Below are 24,058 nucleotides of genomic sequence, written 5' to 3' on the forward strand. Positions count from 1 at the left end.
TAGACCACTAATTAAAGTGAGACTATTATTAAAATCCAATTTTACCCTCTCTATCATGGACGAACTCTATGTGATCAATATCTTCTCCTGTGTATCCATCAATGCCGATAGCTTTCAAATCTCCAAAGGTTTTAATATAATTTTCGAATTTATTTTTTCTTTCTTTCTCTGTGTTAAAACCACCAATATTTTCTTCAATATAAAAATGCTCACCATTCTTTAAAAAAACTTTTATTCTATACTTTTTGCCTTCTATGCCCAATATTTCTCCCTCTTTCTACTTATTATTTATTTTATTATTAAATATAACATAAAAAAATAGGGCAAGCACATAAGTGCCTGCCTTTATAACTATTGTATATATCTTTATTTCACCGTCTATTTAATATAAAAATAACCGCCCCCGATACACATGTTGGTGGTTTGAGTAGATAATTCTATTTGTTATCAACAACTCGTTTTTATGTAACTTAATTGTCTGAAATTCTTCCTTTATCAGTACCAAATTTAAAATATAAACTAGCTAAAATTACAAAAATGAAATCAAAGTCACCAAATAATGTATGTATCACAGCTAAGAAAATCGCAAGAGACATTAATACTAAAAATAATGTTAAAAACATAGATATAATAGCATTACCTTCATCACTTCTCGAAATCCTTATATCCCATACAAATGGAGTTATAAAATCAGAGTAAATTACATATAAATGCTTAAATATATATAATCCACATAAAAGATATATTATTAAACTTATTCCTTCCATATACCCCCCGCCCCCTTATTTATATAAATAGGGCAAACATATAAGTGTCTACCCTTAAATAAGCATATACGCTTATACTTTTCATTTTTTCTACACAATAATTACCACTATACTATGTGATTCGATTATTATTACAACTAAAAGTAAAGATGAATTTTCTATATATCATCAATAAATTCCTTTTTAGTTTCATCACTATATTTTGATACCATGAAACCAATTTGCTTATCTAAATCTGGATACAGATGATTTTCGAAATAATGATACTCTCTTAATTTTGTTAACATTTCTCTTCTTAATTCTTCATATCCTTCTTTGAATAACTGCTTATCTTCATCAATTTTCACATTTTCATCAAGTTGAAGAATCTCATTAAAACTATCGATTTTTCTCTTTAAATCTTCAACGAAATTCTTAATTATTTCTAATTGGCTTTCCTTTTTATTTTGAGAGTTATTATATTCTTCAATCATTTCTTGAGCTAATTTTAAATCTTCTTGTAATCTTTTTGCATATTCAATTTTATCAAATTCCATTTTAATAACTACTCTATTCATTTTTTTGACATCCGTATGATTAAGATCGTAAAGGAAATCATAATTTAAAAATGCACCTTTTTGAGCTTCAATTCGCTTATTATTCAAATCTTTTTGAACTCTCATAAATAAATGTTTATCGAAATGTTCCTCTTCATCAATGGAATATAATTCTAAACGTGGTTTTCTAAGTTTATACTTATTAGACACACTGAATATAAATAGTAAAGCTATATATGGATTTTTAGTTATATCAAGTAGACTCGTCTTCATGCCATAATGTTGTAATATTGATAACTGTCGAGCTCTATCCATTCTGTTATCTTTACTATATGGTATATAATCTAATTCTTCTGGATAATTGTAAGCAATTTTTTTATAAATTTGTTCAAAATTAGTTTTTAATTCTGTTGAAATATCGCTTCTTAATATACCTGGTAGCATGGGCCAATCAGATCTTTGTCCTCTAAAGTAATTAAAAGTGCACGTATCTATATTCTCTGATTCTTGCAGTATTTCTTTTATTAAATAAAATAATTGCCATTCCTTTTTATGGCGCTTTTGATCAATATCAATCTTTTTATTTAAGGTCTCAACCATTTCTTCATACTCTTTATTAAGTTGTTTATTTTCACTGTTATTATACTCTATATCTATTCCAATAATTGTATATGGTTTATAAGGATTTTCTTGATCGTTGGGGATTAAATTTATTTTAAGATAGATTGTATTGTATAAATTGTAATATTCAATTTTTTCTTGTATTTCATTATAAATTGATTTTGTCATGTTTTATCACTTAATAGTTCGTAATTTTTTATACTATATCCTAAAGATTCCTCAGATACTTTTAATTTTTTAGCTACTTCTTTTATTAATTGATCAACTTGAAATTCATCCAAATTTTTAGGATTATAATCTTTGTTTTTTATTGCTTCTGATAATAAATGACTAACAAGACCTCTGGGCATCAATAGTTGTGCTGCAAATTTGTTTGCCTCAGTTTCTCTTATTTTATTAATGATATCTTTATACTTATCTTTGTCATTCGTTCTGAATGATATTCCTTCATGTTCCAATAACGCATGACCTAATTCGTGAGCAAGTGTAAACCTTTTTCTATTTTTAGATTCTATCCGATTTATTATTATTTTATTTTCTTTACTATCGTAATAACCAGAATCATTTAATGAAAAATCAAATCCATCTATTTTTTCTTCAATTGCTATTTGAAGAATATTACATATTTCCTTCAAGTCTATAAAAAAACCTTTTTCATCGGACACTATCATATTTTCAATTTCATTTTGTTTATCGTTTGGGAATAGGTTTATTATTTCTTTATTTAATATTTCTCCATATTGTAATTCTCTCATTTTTCCACCTCTTCACTAAAGCTCAGTTTATAAATTTTAACTGAACTTTCTCAGTGAATTATTATAACATAAAACTACATTACTTTTTCCAACAACTTATTGAACATCTGTCTAACCCTTTCTGCAGACACTTCAAATATACGTCCTACTTCTTGATAAGTCTTGCCTTCTGCTAAAAGCCAAAACATGTAAAATTCTTTATCTGTGGCCACTTGCTCCATTAATGTTTCTATTTCATTATAAAATATGCTTTCTTCAACATTATTCTCGTCTATAGGTACTGCTTCCTGTTGGTCATTCACACTAAAGAAGTCATCAACATTTGTATCTTCATCATACTCTTTACTGTTATCTATTGTCTTATGATAGTTTAATATAAACTCTTTCACTGTCTTTTTATCATATTTCATACATAATCTACGGCCTTTGCCACACGCTTTAATATAACTTCTTTCGCATGTCTTAACGTCAATTCACTTATACCTATCACATCAGCTATAACGTTGTCTGTGTAGTTGTTATCGTCCCACCATGACAATTTAATAATCTGTTGCACTTTTACTTGGCTATTGTTGTATACCTCTGTAATACCCTTCACAATCGATTCTAGGTTCATATATTGAAGTTCGTCCATATTGTGAGATTCATTCTTATAAGTGTCTACCATTATGTGATAATTGCGCATGTATCGTTCTAAAACAGGATAATCTACATCAGTCATATTACTAACTCCTCACGTTCCTGATTTAATGATGCCTTCGTTTCGACTAAAAAGTTTTGATATATTACTTCACTCTCTTTTTGACGTTGCTTATTACGCTCTATACGTTGGTTATGATGCACTTTATATAAATCTTCTTGCAACTTGTCAATCGTCTTGTGTGGCTTCTCACTGCCATTTGTTTGGAAATATCTCATTACTTCTTTTTGTTCTCTAGGTGTATATCTACGAATGATTTTCTTCATTAGATTTAGTTTCTTAGTACTGTTATTTTTAAAATGATTTAATTCATCTTTTTGTTGTATTATCCAAAATACTAACTTTTCTAATGGATAGGAAACAGTAATAACGCCTTCAACTTCGTCACAACACATGTGCGATGTGTTCAAGTGGTACATTGCATCTATTTGCTCTTGTATCACTCGTATTTTGCTATTAATCATCATGGGTGAGTATTGTGTTAAAAGCTCGTATTCGGTAATCTTAGGTTCTTCATAATACCAAAGCACATTTTTACTTCTTTTTAAAATCATTGCAGGCCTCCCTAGCACTTTATTATTTAATCGTTATTATCCATACCAAACTCTTCATATACCGATTGTGGTTTTTTACCATCTTCAAAAAATTCACTGAATGGATCATATTGTTGCTTAGGTTTCGGTTCCATGATTTTAAGCCGAGATTCAACTGTAAGTCCTAACTTAGGCGCAATACTATTTAACTGTGATAATGCATCACGTTTGATTGTATGATTAGGATTAAGTTTTGACCCTCTTTCAGTCACAACTACCGAATCTTCATTTTCTAATCGTTTATTGGCGTTGATGTAATCAGAATAGGCTTGACAATACGTTGATACTAACGCCAAATCTAAGCTCGCTACAGGCAACTCATTAAGTAGTGGATAAATTCTGTACCATTCCTTTGTAGCTTCTGAATCAAGCCAATCAGGTGCTTCTGGTGCTAATTTAGTAAGATTATTCATTGCTTCTTCAGTAGCTTTTCTTTGGTCTTGTACATCTTTTGTACGGTATGCTTTCTGTTGTGATAATAATTTTCTTTGTGACATCCATATCATCTCCTATTAGTATTATATGTATTGAAACAATAATTCATATTAAGCTCTGACAAACGTCTTATAGTGCATTGAAAGGCTTAATAGTCGGATATTAGGCCATAAACGGCTTAAATTAGGCTATTTTATCTATTGATATTGTGAATTTTTACACAATTTTAGCTTTTCATTTCAAGATTCGGTTACGGATAAGGCGGGCTCGTTTAATTCGTTTTCAAAAAGGCTGGGCGCAAATTCAACGCCTCCCTTTAAATTTAGAAAATATTTTTTTCAAATTTCATTTTCTTTTTTATAATCTCCAGTATTATTTTCACTGCCCGATTAAATTATCTATCCGTTAAAATTTCCACCACTACTTTAATTATCTACTGGGCAAAATTAATTTACTTTCAATCTAAGTTTAGTTACTTTTTACTCTTTTCATACAACGTATTCTAAGACCATTTAAGCTACATGTAAGATTATTGAGCACCTAAATAAATGTATGCTCTGTATAGCTCTCTAAATGGCTACAAATGGCATTGTATAATGCAAAGTATTCATGCTTAGTTATAACGTTTTGTATCTCCTAATTGCTTCTAACATTGTTCTTGCTTATCACTTTACGAACAACAATTATTATTTATATTTTTAAATCTCATTTTGATTTTTGAATTTAATTTTTATTTTGAAATTAGAAATATTATTTTGAAAATAATTCTTTAAAACTTTTTTGTAATTCAAATCTGAAATTACTTTTTACATTTACTTTCTTTTCTTAATGAACTTCTTAACTGAATTGATTCAACAAATGAAATCATTTATCTTCTGAACTCAATCAACAATTGAATTTCAACAAATGAATTAACTTAAACAATTTATCTTAATTGGATTAATCATTCTTAATTAGAAATCAAATATCAATTACAATTCATTTCTTCTCTTTGAATGTTGATGAACAATCACAATGAAACTTCTATGTGAACTATCTCATTAGTTGGATCTAATACTCATACTAAAAGTAGTGACCTTATAAACTGTATGCTTAATAACCCGACCTTTAACATAGGTAGCTTATTCACTGTGTCCTTTATTGTGAAGTCCCTTGATAACTATACCTTTAATATATTGGCATCTCCTTATATATCAGCCACATTCAATATATCCATACTTTCATCACACCCACTACTTATAAGAAAAGACCACCACCAATTAATAGTGATGGCCTAAACCAACGTGCAGAAGAACTGGGAACTAATGAAAATAACAAGGAGTTAAATGCCCAATGGCTAATTTAGACTTTAATACTGAGCGCTCAACATTAAAGATTTAGTATATCTTTAATATCTATATTATACCATGAACGCCGTCATAATACCACTTTACATTACCTAGTATTAATAGAAATTGCTTTTATTTTACCAATCTTTTCAATGAGCTTATTCATCGATGTCACTTCATCTGTATAGATTTGTACACTCTTAACTTTGTTCTGCTGCACTAACTTTATGAATTCTTGCATAATGGGTCTATCATCTATCTCAATAGCCAATCCGTATAATCCTTGATTGACGACAACTGTCAAATTGCCGCGATGGATAGAAGCAAGAATATTATCATCTTTATTGTTATCTAACATCACACAGAGTCTGTCATTGTCCTTTAATACTTGAAATACATTGTTATCCAACTCATACGGTTTAAAAGTCCGATAGTTAGGATCTACTGTTTTGGTCGTTCCCATTTCTACAGGTTTATCAGTCGTAAGTGCTTGTACTGTAATTCGATTCTTTTGCTTATTATATTTAACGTTATTATCTGATTGTTTGATTGTTGTTAGCATATACTCACATCCTTACCATTGTTTTTGGCCATAATGATATTTTTGGAACTCATCACGAGAAACGGTATCTAATGCTTGTTCGACTCTCCATGCATAACCACGTGGCGTTGTTTGTTCATTGTATTTATCACCATCACCTAAATTAATTTCGTGGTCTAGCATTTGCCCATTAAATCTATTGTGAATGTCATTAGGATTGTTCTTCTCTTGCTTAACATAACGTTCACGAGATATACGACGACCAGCCTCATTTTTATTCTCAATCATTTTACGATACACTTTCACAACATCTTGCAGTTTATCCTGCATCTCTTTCGCTAGTTTTTGATGTTCATCCTTAAATTCTGTCATTTCTTTGTTGTATGCCTTGTAGAACTGGTCAAATTCTTCTTCAGTTACTTTATAATCTGATGAGTTAAGTTGTTCGTCGACTTCGATTAATTCTTGTTCTAAATCTGATTGTAGACTTTTTAATTTTGTTGCTTCTGCAAATTCATCATTATTTTGATAATGTGTAATTTTACTATTGAGCTGTTTAATACGATTTGTTAGCTGATGGTACTTCTGTTTAACCTCTTTTGCCTTAACACCCTTATCATAAATTTGATTATCAAAGATATTGATTGTATTGTCTTGTACTGTTTTTACCATAATTAAATGCCTTCTTTCGTTTTTGATTTATTATTCGCTTTATTGCACTAAAGTCTTTCTTATTTCTAGCATATTGCCTTACCAGTGAATCAATATACCTAACAGATACATTGTTCACATGGGTAGGTAAACGTGCTAAAATTTGATGTGCTATACGTCTGTGATTCATGGAAACACTCCCTTAACTTATTTTCTGTGTATTACCTTTAATATGGTGTGTCGGCATAACATAGTGACTATTTCTATCAATTTCTAACATACGTTTACCATCTCTGTATTTCTGCCAATATTTAGCATCTGCAGTGAGTTTATTAATTTCATCTAGTAAATAATTAATCGCTAAGTGATCACCGCGTAAATATATTGTCATATGCCCTACACTGTTATAATTGAGTTTCAAATTGTATCCTCTTAACCACAAGAAGATTGATTCAGTGTTTAACCTTGATTGCAGCGTTGCCTGTCCTAAACTCGACAAACACCAATCACATGTTATAAAGTCTATTTCTAAATAGTGATACTTGCCCTTCGTTTTATAGATGTGACAAATGGGTTTGTTAGCAATTTCTAAATTCTTAATATCGTTAATATTGAGTTTCTTATTATTTAATTTGAATGGTTGCTTATAGCTCATTTTCTTCATCCTCTATTCTTTTTAATATATCCCAAATAATTTTTAGTACGTGCCATTACTAATTCAAAGCCACCATGAGCAATCAATTTATAACTGGTACGTCTTTTAGTATTAGGTACATAACTTTCACGCCATACCACCCATTTTTCATCAATGTATTCAACATAAACTGCCGATATTTTACTTATTGAACAGAAATACATTTCTTCTGGTATGCCAACGATTAACCCTATTTTTTTAGCTTGCTTATCATAATTTATTTCAATATTAGTAGCCTGCACTTCTTACAGTAGCCTCCCAACTTCTCTCATCGAAAACGTCACCATTTTTATTATCCCCAATCAATATACGCAACGGTTCAATGTCGATGTTACATTGCTTCGCATAGCTTGCTGCTTTATATAAATCATTATTCCTATATTCGCTTTCACCATTTACAATACGTTGATATGCTTGTTTACCTAATCCACCTTTACCAGCACCTAAATGGTCAAAATTGTGGTCTGATAGCACTTGTTTCATAGAATACGGCTCTAACACTTGTTGGGTGTAATTACCACGTTTAGAAAAAATGCGATTTTCAAATTCTCCATTATATTCTGTTACATCTTTTTTATTGTGTTTATAAATCCCTTTTTTTGTTTGACTATTTGCTAACACAAAATAATTATTATCATGTGCCTTTATATCTACTGATGGTAAATAATCTATTTTCTGACCATATTCAATACCAACCCTTTTTTTGAATATTATATGCTTGCCACCACTAGGCGTTGTTTGTACTAAAGTATTTTGTGCATTAGCTACAACTTCGGCATAAAAAGGTATCATTTTTAAACTTTCTAATCCGTTACTACCTTCTTGATGATCTACATCAATATCGATACACCATAGACCACGTGTAAGCACACCTAATACATGTGTTTGATGATACAAACTTGAATGATATTCAATGAACTCATCAGTAACATCAATATCTGCAAAAGTAACACTAGGTTTCTTATATTGATTTAAAGGTATAACTTGTATATTCTTTTTTAATAAATATTTTGCTACATGATAACCTGTCATTGAATACCTCCTAATTAAGAGTTACGGTAACGCTTGTAACCCTTATTTTCTCTATAGTAGTAAAAGATAATTTCATTTATAAAAAACGATATAGAAATTAGCGTTACAAGAGTTACCGACTGTTATTGCAACGTTTTAAGAGTTACTATAAGAGTTACCTAAGAGTTACGGTAACGCTTATTATTGATTAAATTTAACGCCATATTGAATAGTTCTGTGTTGCCTACTTCATGAATCCTTGTATTTACACCATCTATCTTTTTTTGATTATTAAGACTGATACCAATTTTTTTCATGTCATCTTTAGCTTGTTTGTAGCGTAAACTTTTATAATCTTGTTCAATTAACTTTTGTAATGTTTCATCACCAGCAAATATGAAATTTTGCCTAGATAATGCTTTCAATAAAGAAACTTGTGTTTCAGTCAATTCATCTTCACTAAAGTAGTGTTTAAGTGTCACATCATTAAAATTAAATTCTTGGCCAATTTCTTTCAGATATTCTAAACTTGCAATCAAGAATGAAACTGCAGCTGCTACTGACTTTTTACCGTTTGGTTGCACGAAATCCCAATATGGCTTGAATATTTGATAACGTTCTTCATCTGTTTCGTTAAGTGGTCTATCTTTAAGTGAAATCTTAATTGTACGTGTCGTGTTTGCTGTAATTTCCCCTGTATCAACACTTTCATTTGTATCTAGAACTAATAAGGATTTATTTTTGAATGTGAATGCGTTTCTACCAATGCCACGACCCGAAATCACTTCACCAGTCGCAATTTTTCTTAATATACGCATCATATTTTTTGTGATTTCACCTGTTTCGTTGGCATGTGCAATATCTGCACCGTAAAAATTCATCCATTCGTTAGATGCTTCAAATCCACCTGAAATTAAGCTGTCAAAGTTTACTTTATTAACTTGTAACAATTCATCAAATGTTGTCATGAATAACCCTTTACCTGAACGTCCGAAGTCTTTCATTAAAAACCATTTTTCTGCTTGTATGAGATTCATTTTGCGATACATAGCATAAGCATGTACTAACATTAAATTATTTTTACTCTTATCACTTTCGGTAACTAGATTATAGAAGCGTTTAGGTGTGTCTGTATCAATCTCTGACGCATTAACCTCGTATTTTTTAGCGTATAATTCATCTGAATTAAGTGTTTTCTTCCTAAACTCTAAGTTTTTACAATCGTATATCCAATCATTACCTGCGATGGTATAAGGGAGGATATTGTAACCATGTTCTACATTTAGGTGTTCACGGTACATTTCAAGCATCACATCTAAAAAATCGTTTATCTGATGCTTATTATCGACTGGATAATTTAAGGCAAAATTTGTGTCGTCTATTACTTCATATGTGTTACTTTTGACTATTAAAAATGCATCTAATTCATCTGAATAAATCACTTTATCTGATATGAGATCTGCAATAAATCTCGCATAATTGTTGAACGCATCTGCTTTGAAACTTGCCTTCTTTTCCTCTTCACCATTATCATTTTCTGTAATTTTAGTATTTACAATTCCATAAATAACTCCAATTTCTTTAGGAATTATGATATAATCTAAAGTAAGGTTATTAATGTAATCACCGATATCATGCTTTTCACGATGATATAAATTACCTTTATTATTAAAGACTTGTTTATCACTAGAGATAGAAGCGAAATTTATTCGCTTACTAATCTCCTTGATTCTTGATAAACTTGTTGTATTGATATAATCTAAATTTGAATGAAATTCAAAATGTTGTTTATAAAGTGTTGTTTCGTCCATACAATCAACCTTTCATATATGTTAGTATTTTAAGTAGATATTTTTCTTAAATATCCGTTCTATGCGTTTCGTGATTCCTCGCCAAAGTTCTCACGGGACGCTTTTTCTAATTCTCTAAACTCTTTAATAATCGTTTCAAATTCGTTTATATACAATCTCAATAGGTCAAACATCTGTTTACTGTGAATACGATGTTCGTGATAAGAACGAGCATATGAAAGAGCTTCATCTTTAGTTATAAGGTAATTACGGTCATACGGTAAACACTCATCGTCAAACCAACCTTGCGCTTCTTTCATATCTTCAAAATTTTCCTTCAATAATTCTAGTTGTGTACCTATATTATCCATTTCAAAATTCATGTTATTTACTCCCTTTTCTAATATTTGTCATCTGCATTTTTAAATCATTTAAATCAATCAATAATTTATTATTTAAATTGAATAGTAGTTCTCCCAAATCTTCGCTGATTTCTTCATCAAGTGGTTTTGAATTGCAGTAATCGATTAACCATTTCATTAGTTCATTCGCATAGTCACTTTGACCTAAAATATGATGAGATTTTTCTGTTTGCTCGATATATTCATCTTTTGTCATCTTAATTCACTCCTATAATAATTTTATCTTTCAACGGTATTGCTACGACTGCACCTATAATATATAAAGCTAATGGTACAAACACATCGTTAATCGCTAATGCTAGTAATAAGGTAAATACTGTAAGTAATGTGAGTAGTATTACGTAGTTTTTCATTTAATCCCTCCTAGGAATTATATATTTCGTTAAAATTCTTCTTAATATATTCTTTCATTGGTTCTGCTAAAAACTTGTAATGATCTGATTGTGATTTAGGTTCATGTACATACTTTTCAATGTCCTTTTTAAATCTCGGATTAAGCAAAAGTTTTTTCATAACTGAATTCCTTGATAATTGCATGTGTGACTGTAAATCTTTAAATGACCACACAAGTTTAGGTTCATTAATAATTACAATACCTTCATTTTCTTGTAGTTGTTCTTGCATTATTTTCACCTCCTTATTAAGCAGTAGCTTGTGTATTTAAATATTTATTGTAGATAGTTTTACTGACTGAAATATCTAAACCAAATTTGTTAATAGAAGTCATTAAATCGACTGTATCATCTAAAATTTGTTGACGAATAATTAACATATCCTCACTCATTTGTTCTTTTTTTAAGGCTTTATCATAACCAAACAATGTTGAAACACATTTATTAACTACAGTTTGACATTTAATATAACTAATCTTATTGGGATTAGATAAACCTTTTTGCAAAACGTCCATAGCTTTTCGTTGATGCTGCTTATCCATTAAATGAAATACTTCATGTTGCTTTAATCCGATTGATTGTCTTAACTCTTTAATAACTTGCTTAACCCATTTCTTAAACTCATCAGCTTCATCACGTCTACTATTCCAAATAGCTTCGTAAATACCTACTTCTGAAATAATTACAGCTTTTTGCTTACCTTTAAGGGTGTCCACATTATGGACAGCCTTTTCTGACACATCTAATAATCTAGTCATATGTGGTGTGTGTGAATACCCTAATGCTTTTGCAACATCACCTGCTATTGCCCAATACTCCCCGTCTTTTTCAATAAAACGAATTTCTTTACCGTCAAAAAACTGTTTAATCATCTAACTTCCTCCTTAATACTGATATTGGAAATTTGATCTATTTCAACATTAAGTGCTTTAGCAATTTTCATTACTAGCATTATTGATGGCTTTTTTTTATGATTTAAAATCTCTAACAAATACGAATAATTAACTGGTGTTTCTTTTGCTAGTTCTTTAATACTCATATTGTTATTAACTAGTAACTGTTTAATTTTAAAAGTGTTAATATCTTTCATAAGTAACCCCCCTCTTTTTTAATTCAATTTTTGCTAATGTCAAAACTTGAATATACCCTTATTATAATCGCTTATTTTAAAATTGCAAGTATTAATCTTGAAAAACTTGAAAATAAATGTAAAATGATAACTGTATTAATTATTATTAAAGGAGTGAAACCATGTCATTGAACAGTTTGTTAAAAGAACAAAGGAAAGAAAAAGGGTTTACAATGAAAGAATTAGCAAATAAATCGGGTATATCGGAATCATATATTTCAAAAATTGAAAATAATTCTGTCAGTTTACCTAAAAAAGAAAGGCTGTTATCTTTAGCATATTCATTAGATCCAGAAAATAAAGAAAACCTTTATTCAAGATTTCTAACTTTAGCCTCATATAATTTAGAGAATGCTGAAAAAGAATTTAATCAATTTGCTAATATGAAACAGGCAAATTTAGATAAAGGTTTACCTAATAAAAAATTCACAGATAATTTTGTTAGAATTGACAAAAAAAATTCTAAAATTAATTCTGTTGAATACCCATACTTTGATTTGGAATGGCTATTAAATCAAGAACGATTTGAACTATTTTTAGGAAGAACTGACGTTAATATACTCTTAGATAACAACGAAACAGAAAAAGAACTTCTTATTTTAAAAGATCATGAGCGTGATAGATTGAGAAATATAATAAATATATTTAAAGAAGGATTATTAAACGAAAGAACTAAAATATCTAGAGAAAAAGATGAAAACGTCCTTATTTCGCACTCACATGAATATACATTGATATTCGATTTGTTAAACAAGAATATTGACGATAGAAATAGTTTGATAAGTCAATTAGGTATGATTAACCAAAATAGAGACGTTTTCTATGAAGATAATTACTATTCAGCAATTAACCAAGCAGTAGAACAACAAGATGCTTTAAAATTACAACGTCTAGTAAGAATGACTACAATAAATGAATTGAAACAATATTTGTCAGAACAAAATCGAGGTGATTAAGTGGCATACATTGAAAAGCGAGGTAAAACATGGAGATATTCTATCTCATATGTAGACGATGAAGGTAACCGTAAAAAAGTTCAAAAAGGTGGTTATCGTACTAAACAAGAAGCTAAACGAATTGCAGAAGATTTAGAATATAAAATGAGAAATGGTTATGCTGTAAGTAATGATATAACATTTGCAGATTATTTTTATCAATGGTATGAAGTTAATAAACTACCACACGTATCAGAATCAACTAAAAGACATTATGAATCTGCATACAAGCATATTAAGGAGCATTTTAGACACAAGTTATTAAAAGATATTAAACGTACTGAATATCAAAAGTTTCTCAATGAGTACGGTTTAACGCACAGTTATGAAACGATTAGAAAGTTAAATAGTTATATACGTAATGCATTCGATGATGCTATACATGAAGGTTATGTTATTAAAAACCCTACATACAAAGCAGAATTACACGCATCTATTCCAGCCAAAACAGAAGAAATGAAATTTATTAATGAATCTGAATTCAAAAAACTTAAACATTATTTTGAACAAAAAAATACCACCTCATCACTTGTGCTATTAGTAGCACTTGCAACAGGTGGTAGATTTTCAGAAATTGCTAAATTGAAACGTGAAGATCTGGATATTAAAAATAATAAAATTCATTTAAGAGGTACCAAAACCGAAACATCAGACAGAATAATAAGTATTGATGCAGTAACTATGAAACGCATTCAATCATTTATTGATTCACGACCTACTAATATCAGTGGTTACATCTTTACTGTTGATGGTAAAACGATAACTAATGCTGCTGTAAACAAAGTACTGAGAAAAGCATGTGCTAATCTAAATATAAAAGAGATAACTATTCACTCGCTAAGACACAGTTTCTGTTCTATACTCATACATCATGGCTTTTCAATACTATATATATCAAAACATTTAGGACATTCCAACCCAGCCACAACACAATCCATTTACTCCCACTTACTTCAAGAAACTTACGAGCGTGAAGATGAAAAAGCGATGAAATTATTAGAAACTATTTAAGCCACTTAATAATAAATATTAGGTGGTTTTTTATTATAATTTATATCCCAGTCCCCAAATAGTCCCCAAATCACAAAACAAAAACCTATATAACAGCGTTTAATAACTTTATAATATGCCCTTCGAGGGGATATTTTGGATAATCTTCCTTAAAACCATCAAACTGAACATTGAAGTTTTCGGGCTTTCATTGACATTTACTATCCGTTGATGAAAGTCTTTTTTTATTTTCACACCATGAAAAATACCAAACCAGTAGATTTGAAACTCGCTGTTATTCAAAACGCTTAAATTTCAACATTTAAGCGTTTAAGATTTTGTGAAAATGATTTTGTATTTATTTATCAATATTTAATAACTTAAGCATAACACTATTACTTTACATTGATAAACGTGCTGCCTAAGACATCTCGCACATCATGAATAACTAAAAAGGCATTTTCATCTACTTCATTGACTAATTTTTTCACTCTTGTCACCTGAGATTGCGGCACAACAACATATAACATCGTTGTTTCTGTTTTTGCATAACCACCTTTTCCATTTAATAAAGTTGAGCCCCGACCAGTAAAGGAATTAATTTTGTCACTGATGATTTCATTCTTATTAGATATGATTGTAACGCCTTTTTTAGGATTAAAGCCTTCAATTATAAATGAAGTCGCTCTTTCAGTAATGAATAGCATAATAATCGTAAACAAGACATTCTTTAATGGTAACACCATCAAGAATGATAAGACGACAATGCCATCTAGAATAAAAATACCTTGTGATGTCTTCATTTCTGAGTATTTACTTATAATTTTAGCAATTACAGATGTGCCTCCAAGGGTACTCCCTGTAGAAATTACAAGTCCAGCACCTATTCCTATAATTGCACCACCAAATACAGAATTTATAACAAAATCATCTATCCCTAAATTAATATTTTCAGTTACTCGTAAAAAGAATGAGAGTGCCGTGTTTGAAATAACGGTATAAACAGCGATTGTTTTACTTAAATACTTCCAGCCGATAAAAACGACTATGGTATTAATAATCAAAGAAGACCAAGCTGGAGAAAATCCCAAAGTGTATTTTAAGGCTAGCGCAATACCTACCGTACCGCCATCACCCAAATTTGATCCAAGTAAAAAGCAATTTACACCTATAGCGTTGATAAACGTTCCAATTAAACATAAGATGATACTTTTATAATGATTTTTTATTAATGCTGTCATTGATTCACTCCCATTCTATTTCATTTAAATTTTAATCATGTCACAGACTATCTGCCATAACCTGTACTAAATATGATACTTAGCTGTACCTAACCTTAGACTGCAATAGCATACGCTTAATCGTCATAATCTATTTGGTATCAACAAAGTAAGTTGATGCTTCAGAAAATACAACTCCATTTGAATCATATTAAAAAAGACACCTCATATGAGGCGTCATATATAAATCTAATTAGCATATTATAATATCAAAAAGCAGTTTTTTTCAATAACATTTTAATATATTTTTAAAATTAGTTTTAACATTGGTAATAAGCACCATTTTCTTTTACAGACAAATGATTAAAGTTCAATTGTTTCACCACTCCGAATTTTATCAGCCATTTGGTTTAATTTTCTTAAACGATGATTGACACCGGATTTAGAAATTGTACCTGTAGACATCATTTCGCCTAATTCTTTCAGAGAAATTTCTTGATGCTCTATGCGTAACTTCGCTATTTCCCGTAATCGATCAGGAAGATTATCTAAACCAATTTCTTGGTCGATTAGTTGAATGCTTTCGACCTGCTTCATCGCTGCACTAACGGTTTTATTTAAATTCGCCGTTTCACAATTGACCAATCGATTTACGGAATTTCTCATATCTCTAACAATACGCACATCTTCAAATTTAAGTAATGCCTGATAGCCACCGATTAAACTCAAGAAATCAGAAATTTTTTCAGCTTCTTTTAAATAAGCAATGCTTCCTTTTTTTCGTTCTAGATGTTTAGCATTGAGTTCATATTCATTCATTAAATTCGTAATACCTTCGGAATGGTCTTCATACAATGAAAATATTTCTAAATGATAAGAAGATGTTTCTGGATTATTCACTGATCCACCCGCAAGAAAAGCACCTCGTAGATAACTTCTTTTCATTTCATCTTCACGAATCATCGCTTCATCTATTTCATGCGTAAAGACACCATTTTTCAATATACCTAATTCATCTAAAATTTCTTTAGCACGTGCTTTAATTCTACAAATATAAATATTGTTCTTTTTTAATTTCATTTTTTTTCTTACAAGTAGCTCTACTTCAACATTAAACACTTTTTTTATTAAGGAATATATCCGTCTTGCTGTCGTAGCATTTTCAGTTTGAACATTAATCACAAATTGTTGATTGGAAAGACTGAGTGCACCATTCATCCGTATAAGCGCACTGAGCTCTGCTTTTGCATTTGTTTCATCTACTTCTATTCTAGTCAGTTCATTTTTCATTTCTGATGCAAAGCTCATACATCTTCAGCCCCTTCTTATCTAAGTTTAATACTTAGTTTTTTTACGATTTTATTTATCTCGTTTAAATTCAATCGTTTCTGTCTCTCTCATAGCGATCTCGTAAATCATTTTAGACAAGACCTCTGTATTGTGTCGAACATAATTTTCTTGTGATACTTCCACCAAGTTTTCGTGCGTAAAAACTTTGATGTTTCGTGCTTCCATATCACTCATATTGCATTTAACTGGAACTGCCCCATCTTCTTTATAACGTTGTAAGACATCAGTGTTAAAAGTTTGGGTACTACATATAGCATAGTTTATACATTGACGACCCATGTGATTATGTATTGCTTCGACATGATCTAAGGCAGTGTAATGATTGGTCTCACCAGGTTGTGTCATAACATTTGATACATATAGCTTAGGCGCATCACAATTTAATAACGAATCCGCAATACCTTTAACGCATAAGTTTGAGATTACACTTGTATATAACGAACCTGGTCCTAAAACGATTAAGTCTGCATCCTCTATCGCTTCAACCGCTTCTTCCATAGGTTCTACATTTTCTGGTTCTAAAAATACACGTTCTATTTTTTTATTTTTTTTAGGAATTTTTGATTCACCATAAACAATTTCGCCATCTTCCATCACTGCATTTAAGCGTACACTAGAATTTGTAGATGGTATCACACGGCCTCTTATATTTAAAATTTTACTTAATTCTTTTACTGCATGGCCAAAATCATCATTTATATTCGTTAATGCAGCTATCAATAAGTTGCCTAAAGAATGACCTTCAACTTGATTTTCTTTAAAACGATATTGAAACAATCTTTCAATTGTTGATTCAGAATCACTGAGTGCTGAAATTACATTTCGTATGTCACCTGGTGCAGGAATATCCATTTCATTTCTGATTTTCCCCGTACTACCTCCGTCATCAGCAACTGTGACAATCGTCGTAATATCTATCGGGAAGTCTTTTAAACCACGTGCTAAAACAGATAAACCTGTACCACCGCCAATAAGTACAAGTTTAATTCTTTTCATTTTTTCGTTTCACGCCACTTTCAATTTGAGCATCTCTATGATGCACATATACATTATAGTCAAAATTTTCATTAAGCTCTGCACCAATACGTTTTGCTAAAGCTACAGAACGATGCTGGCCTCCAGTACAACCAATCGCTATCACAAGTTGTGATTTACCTTCTTTTTTATAACCTGGAATCATAAATTTTAATAAATCCATTAATTTCTCATAAAAAATATTTGTTGCTTTCCATTTCATAACGTAATTATATACTGCTTCGTCTTCACCAGTTAATGGTCTGAGTTCATCTACATAATGCGGATTTGGCAAAAATCTCACATCAAACACTAAATCTGCATCCATTTGAATACCATGTTTAAACCCAAAACTTGTTACATTGATATTAAATGTTTGATAATTACTTTGATTAAAGTAATCTCCAATGCGCTTACGAAGCTCTTTAGGTTTCATAAATGATGTATCAATCGTATAATTTGCTAAACTTTGAATTTCAGCGAGTAAGCTGCGTTCTTCTTCAATTGCTTCGATTAATGAGCGCTGGCCTTGTTCGTTTAATGGATGTGCACGTCGCGTCTCTTTATAACGCGAAATCAACTTTTCGTTGGATGCTTCTAGGAACATCATATCAACGATAATGTCTGAGTTGCTTTTGATTTGATCGATTTCTTTAATCAATGATTTGAAAAGTTCTTTCCCTCTTAAATCAATGGCAATGGCAACCTTTTGCAGCGAAGGATTTCCTTGACCCATTAATTCTACAAACTTCGGCAATAGTATTGGAGGTAAATTATCTACACAAAAATAACCGATATCTTCTAAACTTTGAATTACAACCGACTTACCTGCGCCAGACAAACCAGTCACAACTAATAATTCACTTTTAGTCACTTCTTTTTCTTCTCGTTGCATTGCTTTACACCATCCAAAGATTATTTTTAATATTCCATTTATAATATTGGAATTTTTTATCCATATACGCAATCGTTTTAACTTAGTCAGTTTATGACCACTATGCTATCACATTATATTTTACATGAAAAACGACTTTGGTAGTAGTTTTATCACTTAATTCACCTTAACTGCTATTGCAGACTGACTTAAAAGTAACAAAGTTGTTGCCAAAAATGTTAAAGGACCTTTATCTCTTTTTCGATTCACATCATTTATGAAAAGCAGCATCTCTTTACGACGTTTTAAAAATCATCACGCATACATCTGCATAAAAAAACTAAAACGCATAACTAGCGAATACTTCAACCTTAAAATGCGATTATGTAAAAAAGCTAGAATGCTCAACCTACATGATTCGTGTAAGGTTGGTACATTCTAGCTCTGTCTGAATCTCGTTATTATTTAATTAATTACAGTAAATAACGCGTTTATGCCTATGCTTCTATAACATCTTTTAATTCTTCAATATATGAAATTGCACTTTGTGCTGCAATACTGCCATCGCCTGTTGCAGTTACGATTTGACGTAGACCTTTTGCACGTACGTCACCAGCAGCATATACGCCTGGTATTTTCGTACTCATATCTTCATTAGTAACAATATAACCTACTTCATTTGTAATGCCTAAATTTTCAAATGGTGCTGTTAGTGGTTTCATACCAATGTATACGAAAACACCATCAGCATCTAATGTTTGTTCAGCACCATCTTTAGTAGATTCTAAAGTAACTGAACCAACTTTGCCGTCTTTTTCATTGATTGTTTTTAGAGTATGGCTCCAAATAAAATCGATTTTATCGTTTTTAAATGCACGATCTTGTAAGATTTTTTGCGCACGTAGTTCATCTCTACGGTGTACGATTGTTACACTATCAGCAAATTTTGTAAGGAATGTACCTTCCTCAACTGCTGAATCTCCACCACCGATAACAAATAATTTTTTGTTTTTGAAGAATGCACCATCACATACTGCACAATAACTTACACCGCGACCGCCTAATTCTTGTTCACCTGGCACACCAATTTTTTTATATTCAGCACCAGTAGATATAATCACAGCTCGTGCAGTAATTTCACTGTTTCCAAGATTTATAACTTTGTATTGACCTTTGTCTTCTATTGATTTGATATCACCATATTGATATTTTGCACCAAATTTTTTAGCATGTTCAAACATTTTAGTTGATAAATCTGGCCCTGTTATCATTTCAAAACCTGGGAAATTTTCAACTTCTTCTGTATTTGCCATTTGTCCACCTGGCATACCACGTTCAATCATTACAGTACTTAAGTTTGCACGCGATGCATATACGGCAGCAGTCATACCAGCTGGTCCTGCGCCTACAATTGCAACATCAAAATCCACTTGTTCAGCCATTTAAATTGCCTCCTGTTTATTAATTCATTATACGCATTATATACGATTTCTTGCATTTCATAAAATTATATGCTTACCAAATAATCTATCGTTTTATTCAAACGATAAGCTGTTATATCAAACCATTCCAATACTTGTTGCTTCGTAATCTTAGCATCCATACTACGATAATACATATAAACAAAAGCTGCCACATAATCATCTACATATGTTAAATCTGCTTGTTCTGCTATAATTGCCTCTGCTTTATCAATCCATACAATAAATAATTCTGCGTTATTTTTCAAATATTCAATATTATACAACATTAACATGCCTCTATGAATGAAATCTAACTTATTTAACTGTAAACCTTGAATAAGATAAGTTAAATATAGTTTTTCATAATCATTCATATCTTCTAAGACAGCCCATATATCTTGTGTGAGTAGTACTTCACGACCCTTTAATTGATTTAACAAGAAAATCCCGTATAACCTATGATGACTATCATCACTTAATAATAGTGGTAACACTTGCTCGTTAAAGTACGACTTGCTTTGTTCAATGACCCAAGGTGCATAACCTACATCTACCTTAGATATTTCTTGTAACTTGGACCAAAAAAATTTGCTATCTTCAATATGATTGAGATGATAATGATTATGGCTCAACGCATTATACATTTGTATAGAAAGAAATTTCCCTTTTCTATAAAGAGGTTGTAACAATTTTTGGGAAGCTTCATATTGTTTTAAATAACATAGGACAATACCTAATTTGAATGATTCATCATCATTCATAGGTACAACTTTACTTAAAATATTTAAATACCGTTGATACTTTTCTTGTTCATTAGTGTTATACAATAATAATGTGTAATGGCAAAGCGCATGTACATCAGTATTGTCCTCATTAAGCAAACGTTCAAACATTACTTTAGCAGTATCATATTCATTGAGATAAAGGTAACACATAGCTAATAAATTTCTAACCACTCGATGATCTTGAATCGCTTCATTTTGATTCAAAATAAAATTTCTTGCTTCAGGTAGTCTACCTTGTGAGAATAAATATTGAAAAATGAGTTGAACAGCAAATAATTGACATTCAATCTCTATCTTTTCTTCTGAGTTATAAGTAACTTCAAACATTTCTTCTAACTCTTCTTGGTAATCATCATCTTCTGCTAAAATGACGTAATTCATTCCAAATAAAAAAGCTTTATTTGCTTCATTTAGCGTAATATTCAGTTGACTGAGTTGATAGTAACTATCCATGACTGATTCTTGCTTTGCAATCATTTCATAAAAAATATGTTCTGCTCTATTGTTATAACCAAGATGTGCGAGACACTCTGATAATTTTACTTTAATTTCAAAAACATCAAATTCCTGGGGTGACATTTCAAGCACTTTTTCATAGTATTCTGCTGCCTTTTTATAATCTTGTTGTTGATATTTTTGGTCCGCTAATTTCCTATAAAAAGGACTGTCAAGCTTCATTGAAATAATTTTATTGTTGTTTTGCGCCATCCATGTTCACCTCCTGTATTTAGTCATTGTTTCAGTTGCATTGGATTTCCGTACGCCAATGTGTGATTTGGGATATCTCTAGATACTACAGTACCAGCACCAACTTTCACATAATCCCCAATTTTTACACCAGGCAAAATGGTTACATTGGCTCCGATTAACGTATGATTTCCAATATCAACATGCCCTGTTCGAAATTCATCTACTAAAAATTCATGCGTCAAAATAGTTGTATTATAACCTATGACACAGTTTTCACCAATCGTGATATATTCAGGATGCAATAAATCAGGTACGACTTTAAATGCAAATGCACTATGTCTACCTATATTCATATTTAATAAATTGCGATACATCCAATGCTTTAATTTCACATTAGGTAAGTAGCGACAAACTTCAACAACTACTGTTTGTTTAAACATTTTGACGCGGCTTATATAACGATACATATGCCACAACGGATTTTCACCGTCAACTTTTAACTTTTTTAAGTCACGCATTATATTCTATCACTTCACCTTTTGCTTTGACCATGTTAAAGGGCCAACACCTTTATATCGTGGTGCATTATATTTCACTCTTCTAACTATCATAAGGATAATTCCAGCAACTATAAGCACGACAGACATCAGTTGAGCAACACGTATGTCTCCAGTGAGCATTAAACTATCTGTGCGCAAACCTTCTACAAAGAATCTACCTATAGAATACCAGATAAGATATAGCGCGAAAGTATCACCTATACGTAAGTGTTTTCTTAATGAGATTAATATAACAAATCCTAGAATATCCCATATAGATTCGTATAAAAACGTCGGTTGGTAGTATTGGCCATCAATATACATATTATTAATAATAAAGTCCGGTATATGGATATTTTCTAAAAATGATTTAGACACAGGTCCACCATGAGCTTCATGATTCATAAAGTTACCCCATCGACCAATACCTTGTCCTAAAATCAAACTTGGCGCAATCACATCACCAATTTGAAATGGATTGATATTTTTTTGTTTACACACGAAAATACCTGTGATAAAACCACCAATTAGACCACCGTGGATAGCGATACCACCATACCAAATCATTGGTATTTCTATTGGATGTTGTGCATAGTATGGCCATTGAAAAATAACAAAATAGATTCTGGCTGCGATAAAACCAAAAATCGCACTCCAAAAGATGATATCAATCAATATATCTTTATCAAAACCTATGCGTTTAACACTTTCTTGAGCGATAAAATATCCTAATAGTATACCTGCGGCGATGATAATGCCATACCAATGAACCGAAATAGGACCAAGCTCAAATGCGATTGGATCAATATAATTCAATAACATCATTGATTCTCCTTATTGTTGCTACCGTTACGCATAATTTCAGCATTTAAGCGTTCATTGAATTCTTCTGCAGTGTTAATGCCCATAATATTAAGTCTGTAGTTCATCGCTGCAACTTCAATAATCACTGCTACGTTACGACCTGGTCTAACCGGTATTGTCTTTTTAGTAATCTCAGTATCTAAGATGCGCAATGTTTCCTCATTCAAGCCAACACGGTCATACAATTTATCTTTATGCCAATTTTCCAAATGAATATTTAAACGTAAACGCTTTTCAGTCAAAATGGAACCTGCACCAAACAGTGTCATGACATTAATAATACCTAACCCTCTAATTTCTAATAAATGCTCTATTAATTTAGGTGGCCTACCAATCAATTCATCTTTACTTATTTCTCTAATTTCTACGTTGTCATCCGCGACAAGTCTGTGACCACGCTTGATTAATTCAAGTGCTGTTTCACTTTTACCAATACCTGAGTCTCCTGTTATAAGCACACCGACACCATACACATCTACCAACACACCGTGCAATGAAGTTGTTCTTGCCAGCTCATGTTCTAAGAAAGTCGTTAAACGACTCATTAATTGCGTTGTTGCAACTGTTGATGTGATAAGCGGTGTATCAAACTCTTTAGCTGATGCTACAAGCTCTTCTGGCGGTTCTAAATCTCTTGTCACAATAATGGCTGGTGTTTCTGGCCGGCATAATTTTTTCATACGTCCTTTGCGCTCTTCATCAGGTAGTAGGTTATAAAATGACAACTCTGTTGTCCCTAACAATTGAATGCGGTCGGATGCATAGTGAGAAAAATATCCAGCCATTTCTAATCCTGGTCTTGATATATCTGTGTTTTTTATTTGTTTATTTAAGCCTGACTCTCCAGCTATAAGCTCAAGGTTAAAGCGTTCAATTAAACTCTTTGTTGTTAACATAGGTTCACCTCTA

General features: G+C 31.2%; 32 protein-coding genes. 2 read left to right on the forward strand and 30 right to left on the reverse strand.

Annotation, left to right across the window (positions count from 1 at the left end; genetic code table 11):
- Window positions 1-28: 28 nt before the first annotated feature.
- The 21 genes from KA883_RS05305 to KA883_RS05405 form a co-directional block, all read right to left on the reverse strand.
- Entirely contained in the window at window positions 29-262 is a 234-nt protein-coding gene (locus tag KA883_RS05305) for a hypothetical protein (RefSeq protein WP_210128412.1), read from the reverse strand.
- A 208-nt stretch (window positions 263-470) separates the two neighbouring features.
- Window positions 471-767, reverse strand: coding sequence for a hypothetical protein (locus KA883_RS05310; protein ID WP_210128413.1), 297 nt, complete (start codon window positions 765-767; stop codon window positions 471-473).
- Between the two features lie 158 nt (window positions 768-925).
- Entirely contained in the window at window positions 926-2,092 is a 1,167-nt protein-coding gene (locus tag KA883_RS05315) for an FRG domain-containing protein (protein ID WP_210139580.1), read from the reverse strand.
- Window positions 2,089-2,679 (reverse strand): ImmA/IrrE family metallo-endopeptidase, encoded by a 591-nt coding sequence (locus KA883_RS05320; RefSeq protein WP_210128416.1) that lies wholly within the window; start codon window positions 2,677-2,679, stop codon window positions 2,089-2,091. Before KA883_RS05320 ends, KA883_RS05315 begins: the two co-directional genes overlap by 4 nt.
- Window positions 2,680-2,753: 74 nt before the next feature.
- Window positions 2,754-3,089 carry a sigma-70 family RNA polymerase sigma factor gene (locus KA883_RS05325; protein WP_210128417.1) on the reverse strand — a complete coding sequence of 112 codons (336 nt, stop codon included), beginning with the start codon at window positions 3,087-3,089 and terminating at the stop codon, window positions 2,754-2,756.
- Window positions 3,086-3,400 (reverse strand): hypothetical protein, encoded by a 315-nt coding sequence (locus KA883_RS05330; RefSeq protein ID WP_210139894.1) that lies wholly within the window; start codon window positions 3,398-3,400, stop codon window positions 3,086-3,088. The genes KA883_RS05325 and KA883_RS05330 overlap by 4 nt, the downstream gene beginning before the upstream one ends.
- Window positions 3,397-3,933, reverse strand: a complete 537-nt coding sequence (locus KA883_RS05335) for a pathogenicity island protein (protein ID WP_210128419.1) — start codon at window positions 3,931-3,933, stop codon at window positions 3,397-3,399. Before KA883_RS05335 ends, KA883_RS05330 begins: the two co-directional genes overlap by 4 nt.
- 26 nt (window positions 3,934-3,959) lie before the next feature.
- A complete protein-coding gene (locus KA883_RS05340) occupies window positions 3,960-4,469 on the reverse strand; it encodes a phage terminase small subunit P27 family (RefSeq protein ID WP_069805117.1) in 510 nt (169 codons plus the stop codon).
- Window positions 4,470-5,841: 1,372 nt separating this feature from the next.
- A complete protein-coding gene (locus KA883_RS05345; protein ID WP_210139895.1) occupies window positions 5,842-6,297 on the reverse strand; it encodes a hypothetical protein in 456 nt (151 codons plus the stop codon).
- 12 nt (window positions 6,298-6,309) lie between these two features.
- The gene (locus tag KA883_RS05350; RefSeq protein ID WP_210128576.1) at window positions 6,310-6,948 is read right to left on the reverse strand and encodes a hypothetical protein; all 639 of its coding nucleotides are present in this window, start codon (window positions 6,946-6,948) and stop codon (window positions 6,310-6,312) included.
- Window positions 6,908-7,117 (reverse strand): hypothetical protein, encoded by a 210-nt coding sequence (locus KA883_RS05355; RefSeq protein WP_210122511.1) that lies wholly within the window; start codon window positions 7,115-7,117, stop codon window positions 6,908-6,910. Before KA883_RS05355 ends, KA883_RS05350 begins: the two co-directional genes overlap by 41 nt.
- 12 nt (window positions 7,118-7,129) lie before the next feature.
- Window positions 7,130-7,582 carry a hypothetical protein gene (locus KA883_RS05360; protein ID WP_210128577.1) on the reverse strand — a complete coding sequence of 151 codons (453 nt, stop codon included), beginning with the start codon at window positions 7,580-7,582 and terminating at the stop codon, window positions 7,130-7,132.
- 5 nt (window positions 7,583-7,587) lie between these two features.
- Window positions 7,588-7,863, reverse strand: coding sequence for a pathogenicity island protein (locus KA883_RS05365; protein ID WP_210128578.1), 276 nt, complete (start codon window positions 7,861-7,863; stop codon window positions 7,588-7,590).
- On the reverse strand, window positions 7,850-8,653 hold the full coding sequence (locus KA883_RS05370) for a bifunctional DNA primase/polymerase (RefSeq protein ID WP_210128579.1): 804 nt from the start codon (window positions 8,651-8,653) through the stop codon (window positions 7,850-7,852). The genes KA883_RS05365 and KA883_RS05370 overlap by 14 nt, the downstream gene beginning before the upstream one ends.
- Window positions 8,654-8,811: 158 nt before the next feature.
- Window positions 8,812-10,443 (reverse strand): phage resistance protein, encoded by a 1,632-nt coding sequence (locus KA883_RS05375; protein ID WP_210128580.1) that lies wholly within the window; start codon window positions 10,441-10,443, stop codon window positions 8,812-8,814.
- A gap of 59 nt (window positions 10,444-10,502) precedes the next feature.
- The gene (gene tscT, locus KA883_RS05380; RefSeq protein WP_210128581.1) at window positions 10,503-10,805 is read right to left on the reverse strand and encodes a type II toxin-antitoxin system toxin TscT; all 303 of its coding nucleotides are present in this window, start codon (window positions 10,803-10,805) and stop codon (window positions 10,503-10,505) included.
- A gap of 1 nt (window position 10,806) precedes the next feature.
- Window positions 10,807-11,040, reverse strand: a complete 234-nt coding sequence (locus tag KA883_RS05385; protein WP_210128582.1) for a hypothetical protein — start codon at window positions 11,038-11,040, stop codon at window positions 10,807-10,809.
- A 1-nt stretch (window position 11,041) separates the two neighbouring features.
- Window positions 11,042-11,197 carry a hypothetical protein gene (locus tag KA883_RS05390; protein ID WP_210128583.1) on the reverse strand — a complete coding sequence of 52 codons (156 nt, stop codon included), beginning with the start codon at window positions 11,195-11,197 and terminating at the stop codon, window positions 11,042-11,044.
- A gap of 10 nt (window positions 11,198-11,207) precedes the next feature.
- A complete protein-coding gene (locus KA883_RS05395; RefSeq protein ID WP_210128584.1) occupies window positions 11,208-11,468 on the reverse strand; it encodes a DUF771 domain-containing protein in 261 nt (86 codons plus the stop codon).
- Between the two features lie 16 nt (window positions 11,469-11,484).
- Entirely contained in the window at window positions 11,485-12,108 is a 624-nt protein-coding gene (locus tag KA883_RS05400; RefSeq protein ID WP_210128585.1) for a BRO-N domain-containing protein, read from the reverse strand.
- On the reverse strand, window positions 12,105-12,326 hold the full coding sequence (locus tag KA883_RS05405) for a helix-turn-helix domain-containing protein (RefSeq protein ID WP_011303615.1): 222 nt from the start codon (window positions 12,324-12,326) through the stop codon (window positions 12,105-12,107). Before KA883_RS05405 ends, KA883_RS05400 begins: the two co-directional genes overlap by 4 nt.
- 161 nt (window positions 12,327-12,487) lie before the next feature.
- On the opposite strand from KA883_RS05405, the gene KA883_RS05410 reads away from it, so the two are divergent.
- Together KA883_RS05410 and KA883_RS13700 are read left to right on the forward strand one after the other, a co-directional pair.
- Window positions 12,488-13,321 (forward strand): helix-turn-helix domain-containing protein, encoded by an 834-nt coding sequence (locus tag KA883_RS05410; RefSeq protein WP_210128586.1) that lies wholly within the window; start codon window positions 12,488-12,490, stop codon window positions 13,319-13,321.
- Window positions 13,322-14,371, forward strand: coding sequence for a tyrosine-type recombinase/integrase (locus tag KA883_RS13700; RefSeq protein ID WP_210128587.1), 1,050 nt, complete (start codon window positions 13,322-13,324; stop codon window positions 14,369-14,371). It abuts the gene before it with no gap.
- Between the two features lie 374 nt (window positions 14,372-14,745).
- On the opposite strand, the gene KA883_RS05420 is transcribed toward KA883_RS13700, so the two are convergent.
- The 9 genes from KA883_RS05420 to hprK form a co-directional block, all read right to left on the reverse strand.
- Complete coding sequence (locus KA883_RS05420; protein WP_046207442.1) at window positions 14,746-15,591, reverse strand: YitT family protein; 846 nt, start codon at window positions 15,589-15,591, stop codon at window positions 14,746-14,748.
- A 342-nt stretch (window positions 15,592-15,933) separates the two neighbouring features.
- Window positions 15,934-16,878 (reverse strand): DNA-binding protein WhiA, encoded by a 945-nt coding sequence (gene whiA, locus KA883_RS05425; protein ID WP_046207441.1) that lies wholly within the window; start codon window positions 16,876-16,878, stop codon window positions 15,934-15,936.
- A gap of 51 nt (window positions 16,879-16,929) precedes the next feature.
- Window positions 16,930-17,916 carry a gluconeogenesis factor YvcK family protein gene (locus tag KA883_RS05430; RefSeq protein WP_046207440.1) on the reverse strand — a complete coding sequence of 329 codons (987 nt, stop codon included), beginning with the start codon at window positions 17,914-17,916 and terminating at the stop codon, window positions 16,930-16,932.
- Window positions 17,903-18,829, reverse strand: a complete 927-nt coding sequence (gene rapZ, locus KA883_RS05435) for an RNase adapter RapZ (protein ID WP_046207439.1) — start codon at window positions 18,827-18,829, stop codon at window positions 17,903-17,905. The genes KA883_RS05430 and rapZ overlap by 14 nt, the downstream gene beginning before the upstream one ends.
- Before the next feature lie 476 nt (window positions 18,830-19,305).
- The gene (gene trxB / locus KA883_RS05440; RefSeq protein ID WP_046207438.1) at window positions 19,306-20,250 is read right to left on the reverse strand and encodes a thioredoxin-disulfide reductase; all 945 of its coding nucleotides are present in this window, start codon (window positions 20,248-20,250) and stop codon (window positions 19,306-19,308) included.
- Between the two features lie 65 nt (window positions 20,251-20,315).
- Entirely contained in the window at window positions 20,316-21,764 is a 1,449-nt protein-coding gene (locus KA883_RS05445) for a tetratricopeptide repeat protein (RefSeq protein ID WP_046207437.1), read from the reverse strand.
- Between the two features lie 23 nt (window positions 21,765-21,787).
- The gene (locus KA883_RS05450; RefSeq protein ID WP_046207436.1) at window positions 21,788-22,264 is read right to left on the reverse strand and encodes an acyltransferase; all 477 of its coding nucleotides are present in this window, start codon (window positions 22,262-22,264) and stop codon (window positions 21,788-21,790) included.
- 9 nt (window positions 22,265-22,273) lie between these two features.
- On the reverse strand, window positions 22,274-23,110 hold the full coding sequence (lgt, locus tag KA883_RS05455) for a prolipoprotein diacylglyceryl transferase (RefSeq protein ID WP_046207435.1): 837 nt from the start codon (window positions 23,108-23,110) through the stop codon (window positions 22,274-22,276).
- Window positions 23,107-24,045 carry an HPr(Ser) kinase/phosphatase gene (hprK, locus tag KA883_RS05460; protein WP_046207434.1) on the reverse strand — a complete coding sequence of 313 codons (939 nt, stop codon included), beginning with the start codon at window positions 24,043-24,045 and terminating at the stop codon, window positions 23,107-23,109. The genes lgt and hprK overlap by 4 nt, the downstream gene beginning before the upstream one ends.
- Between the last annotated feature and the right edge of the window lie 13 nt (window positions 24,046-24,058).

The sequence above is a fragment of the Staphylococcus sp. GDY8P54P genome (assembly GCF_017892645.1).
Taxonomy (GTDB): Bacteria; Bacillota; Bacilli; order Staphylococcales; family Staphylococcaceae; genus Staphylococcus; species Staphylococcus ureilyticus.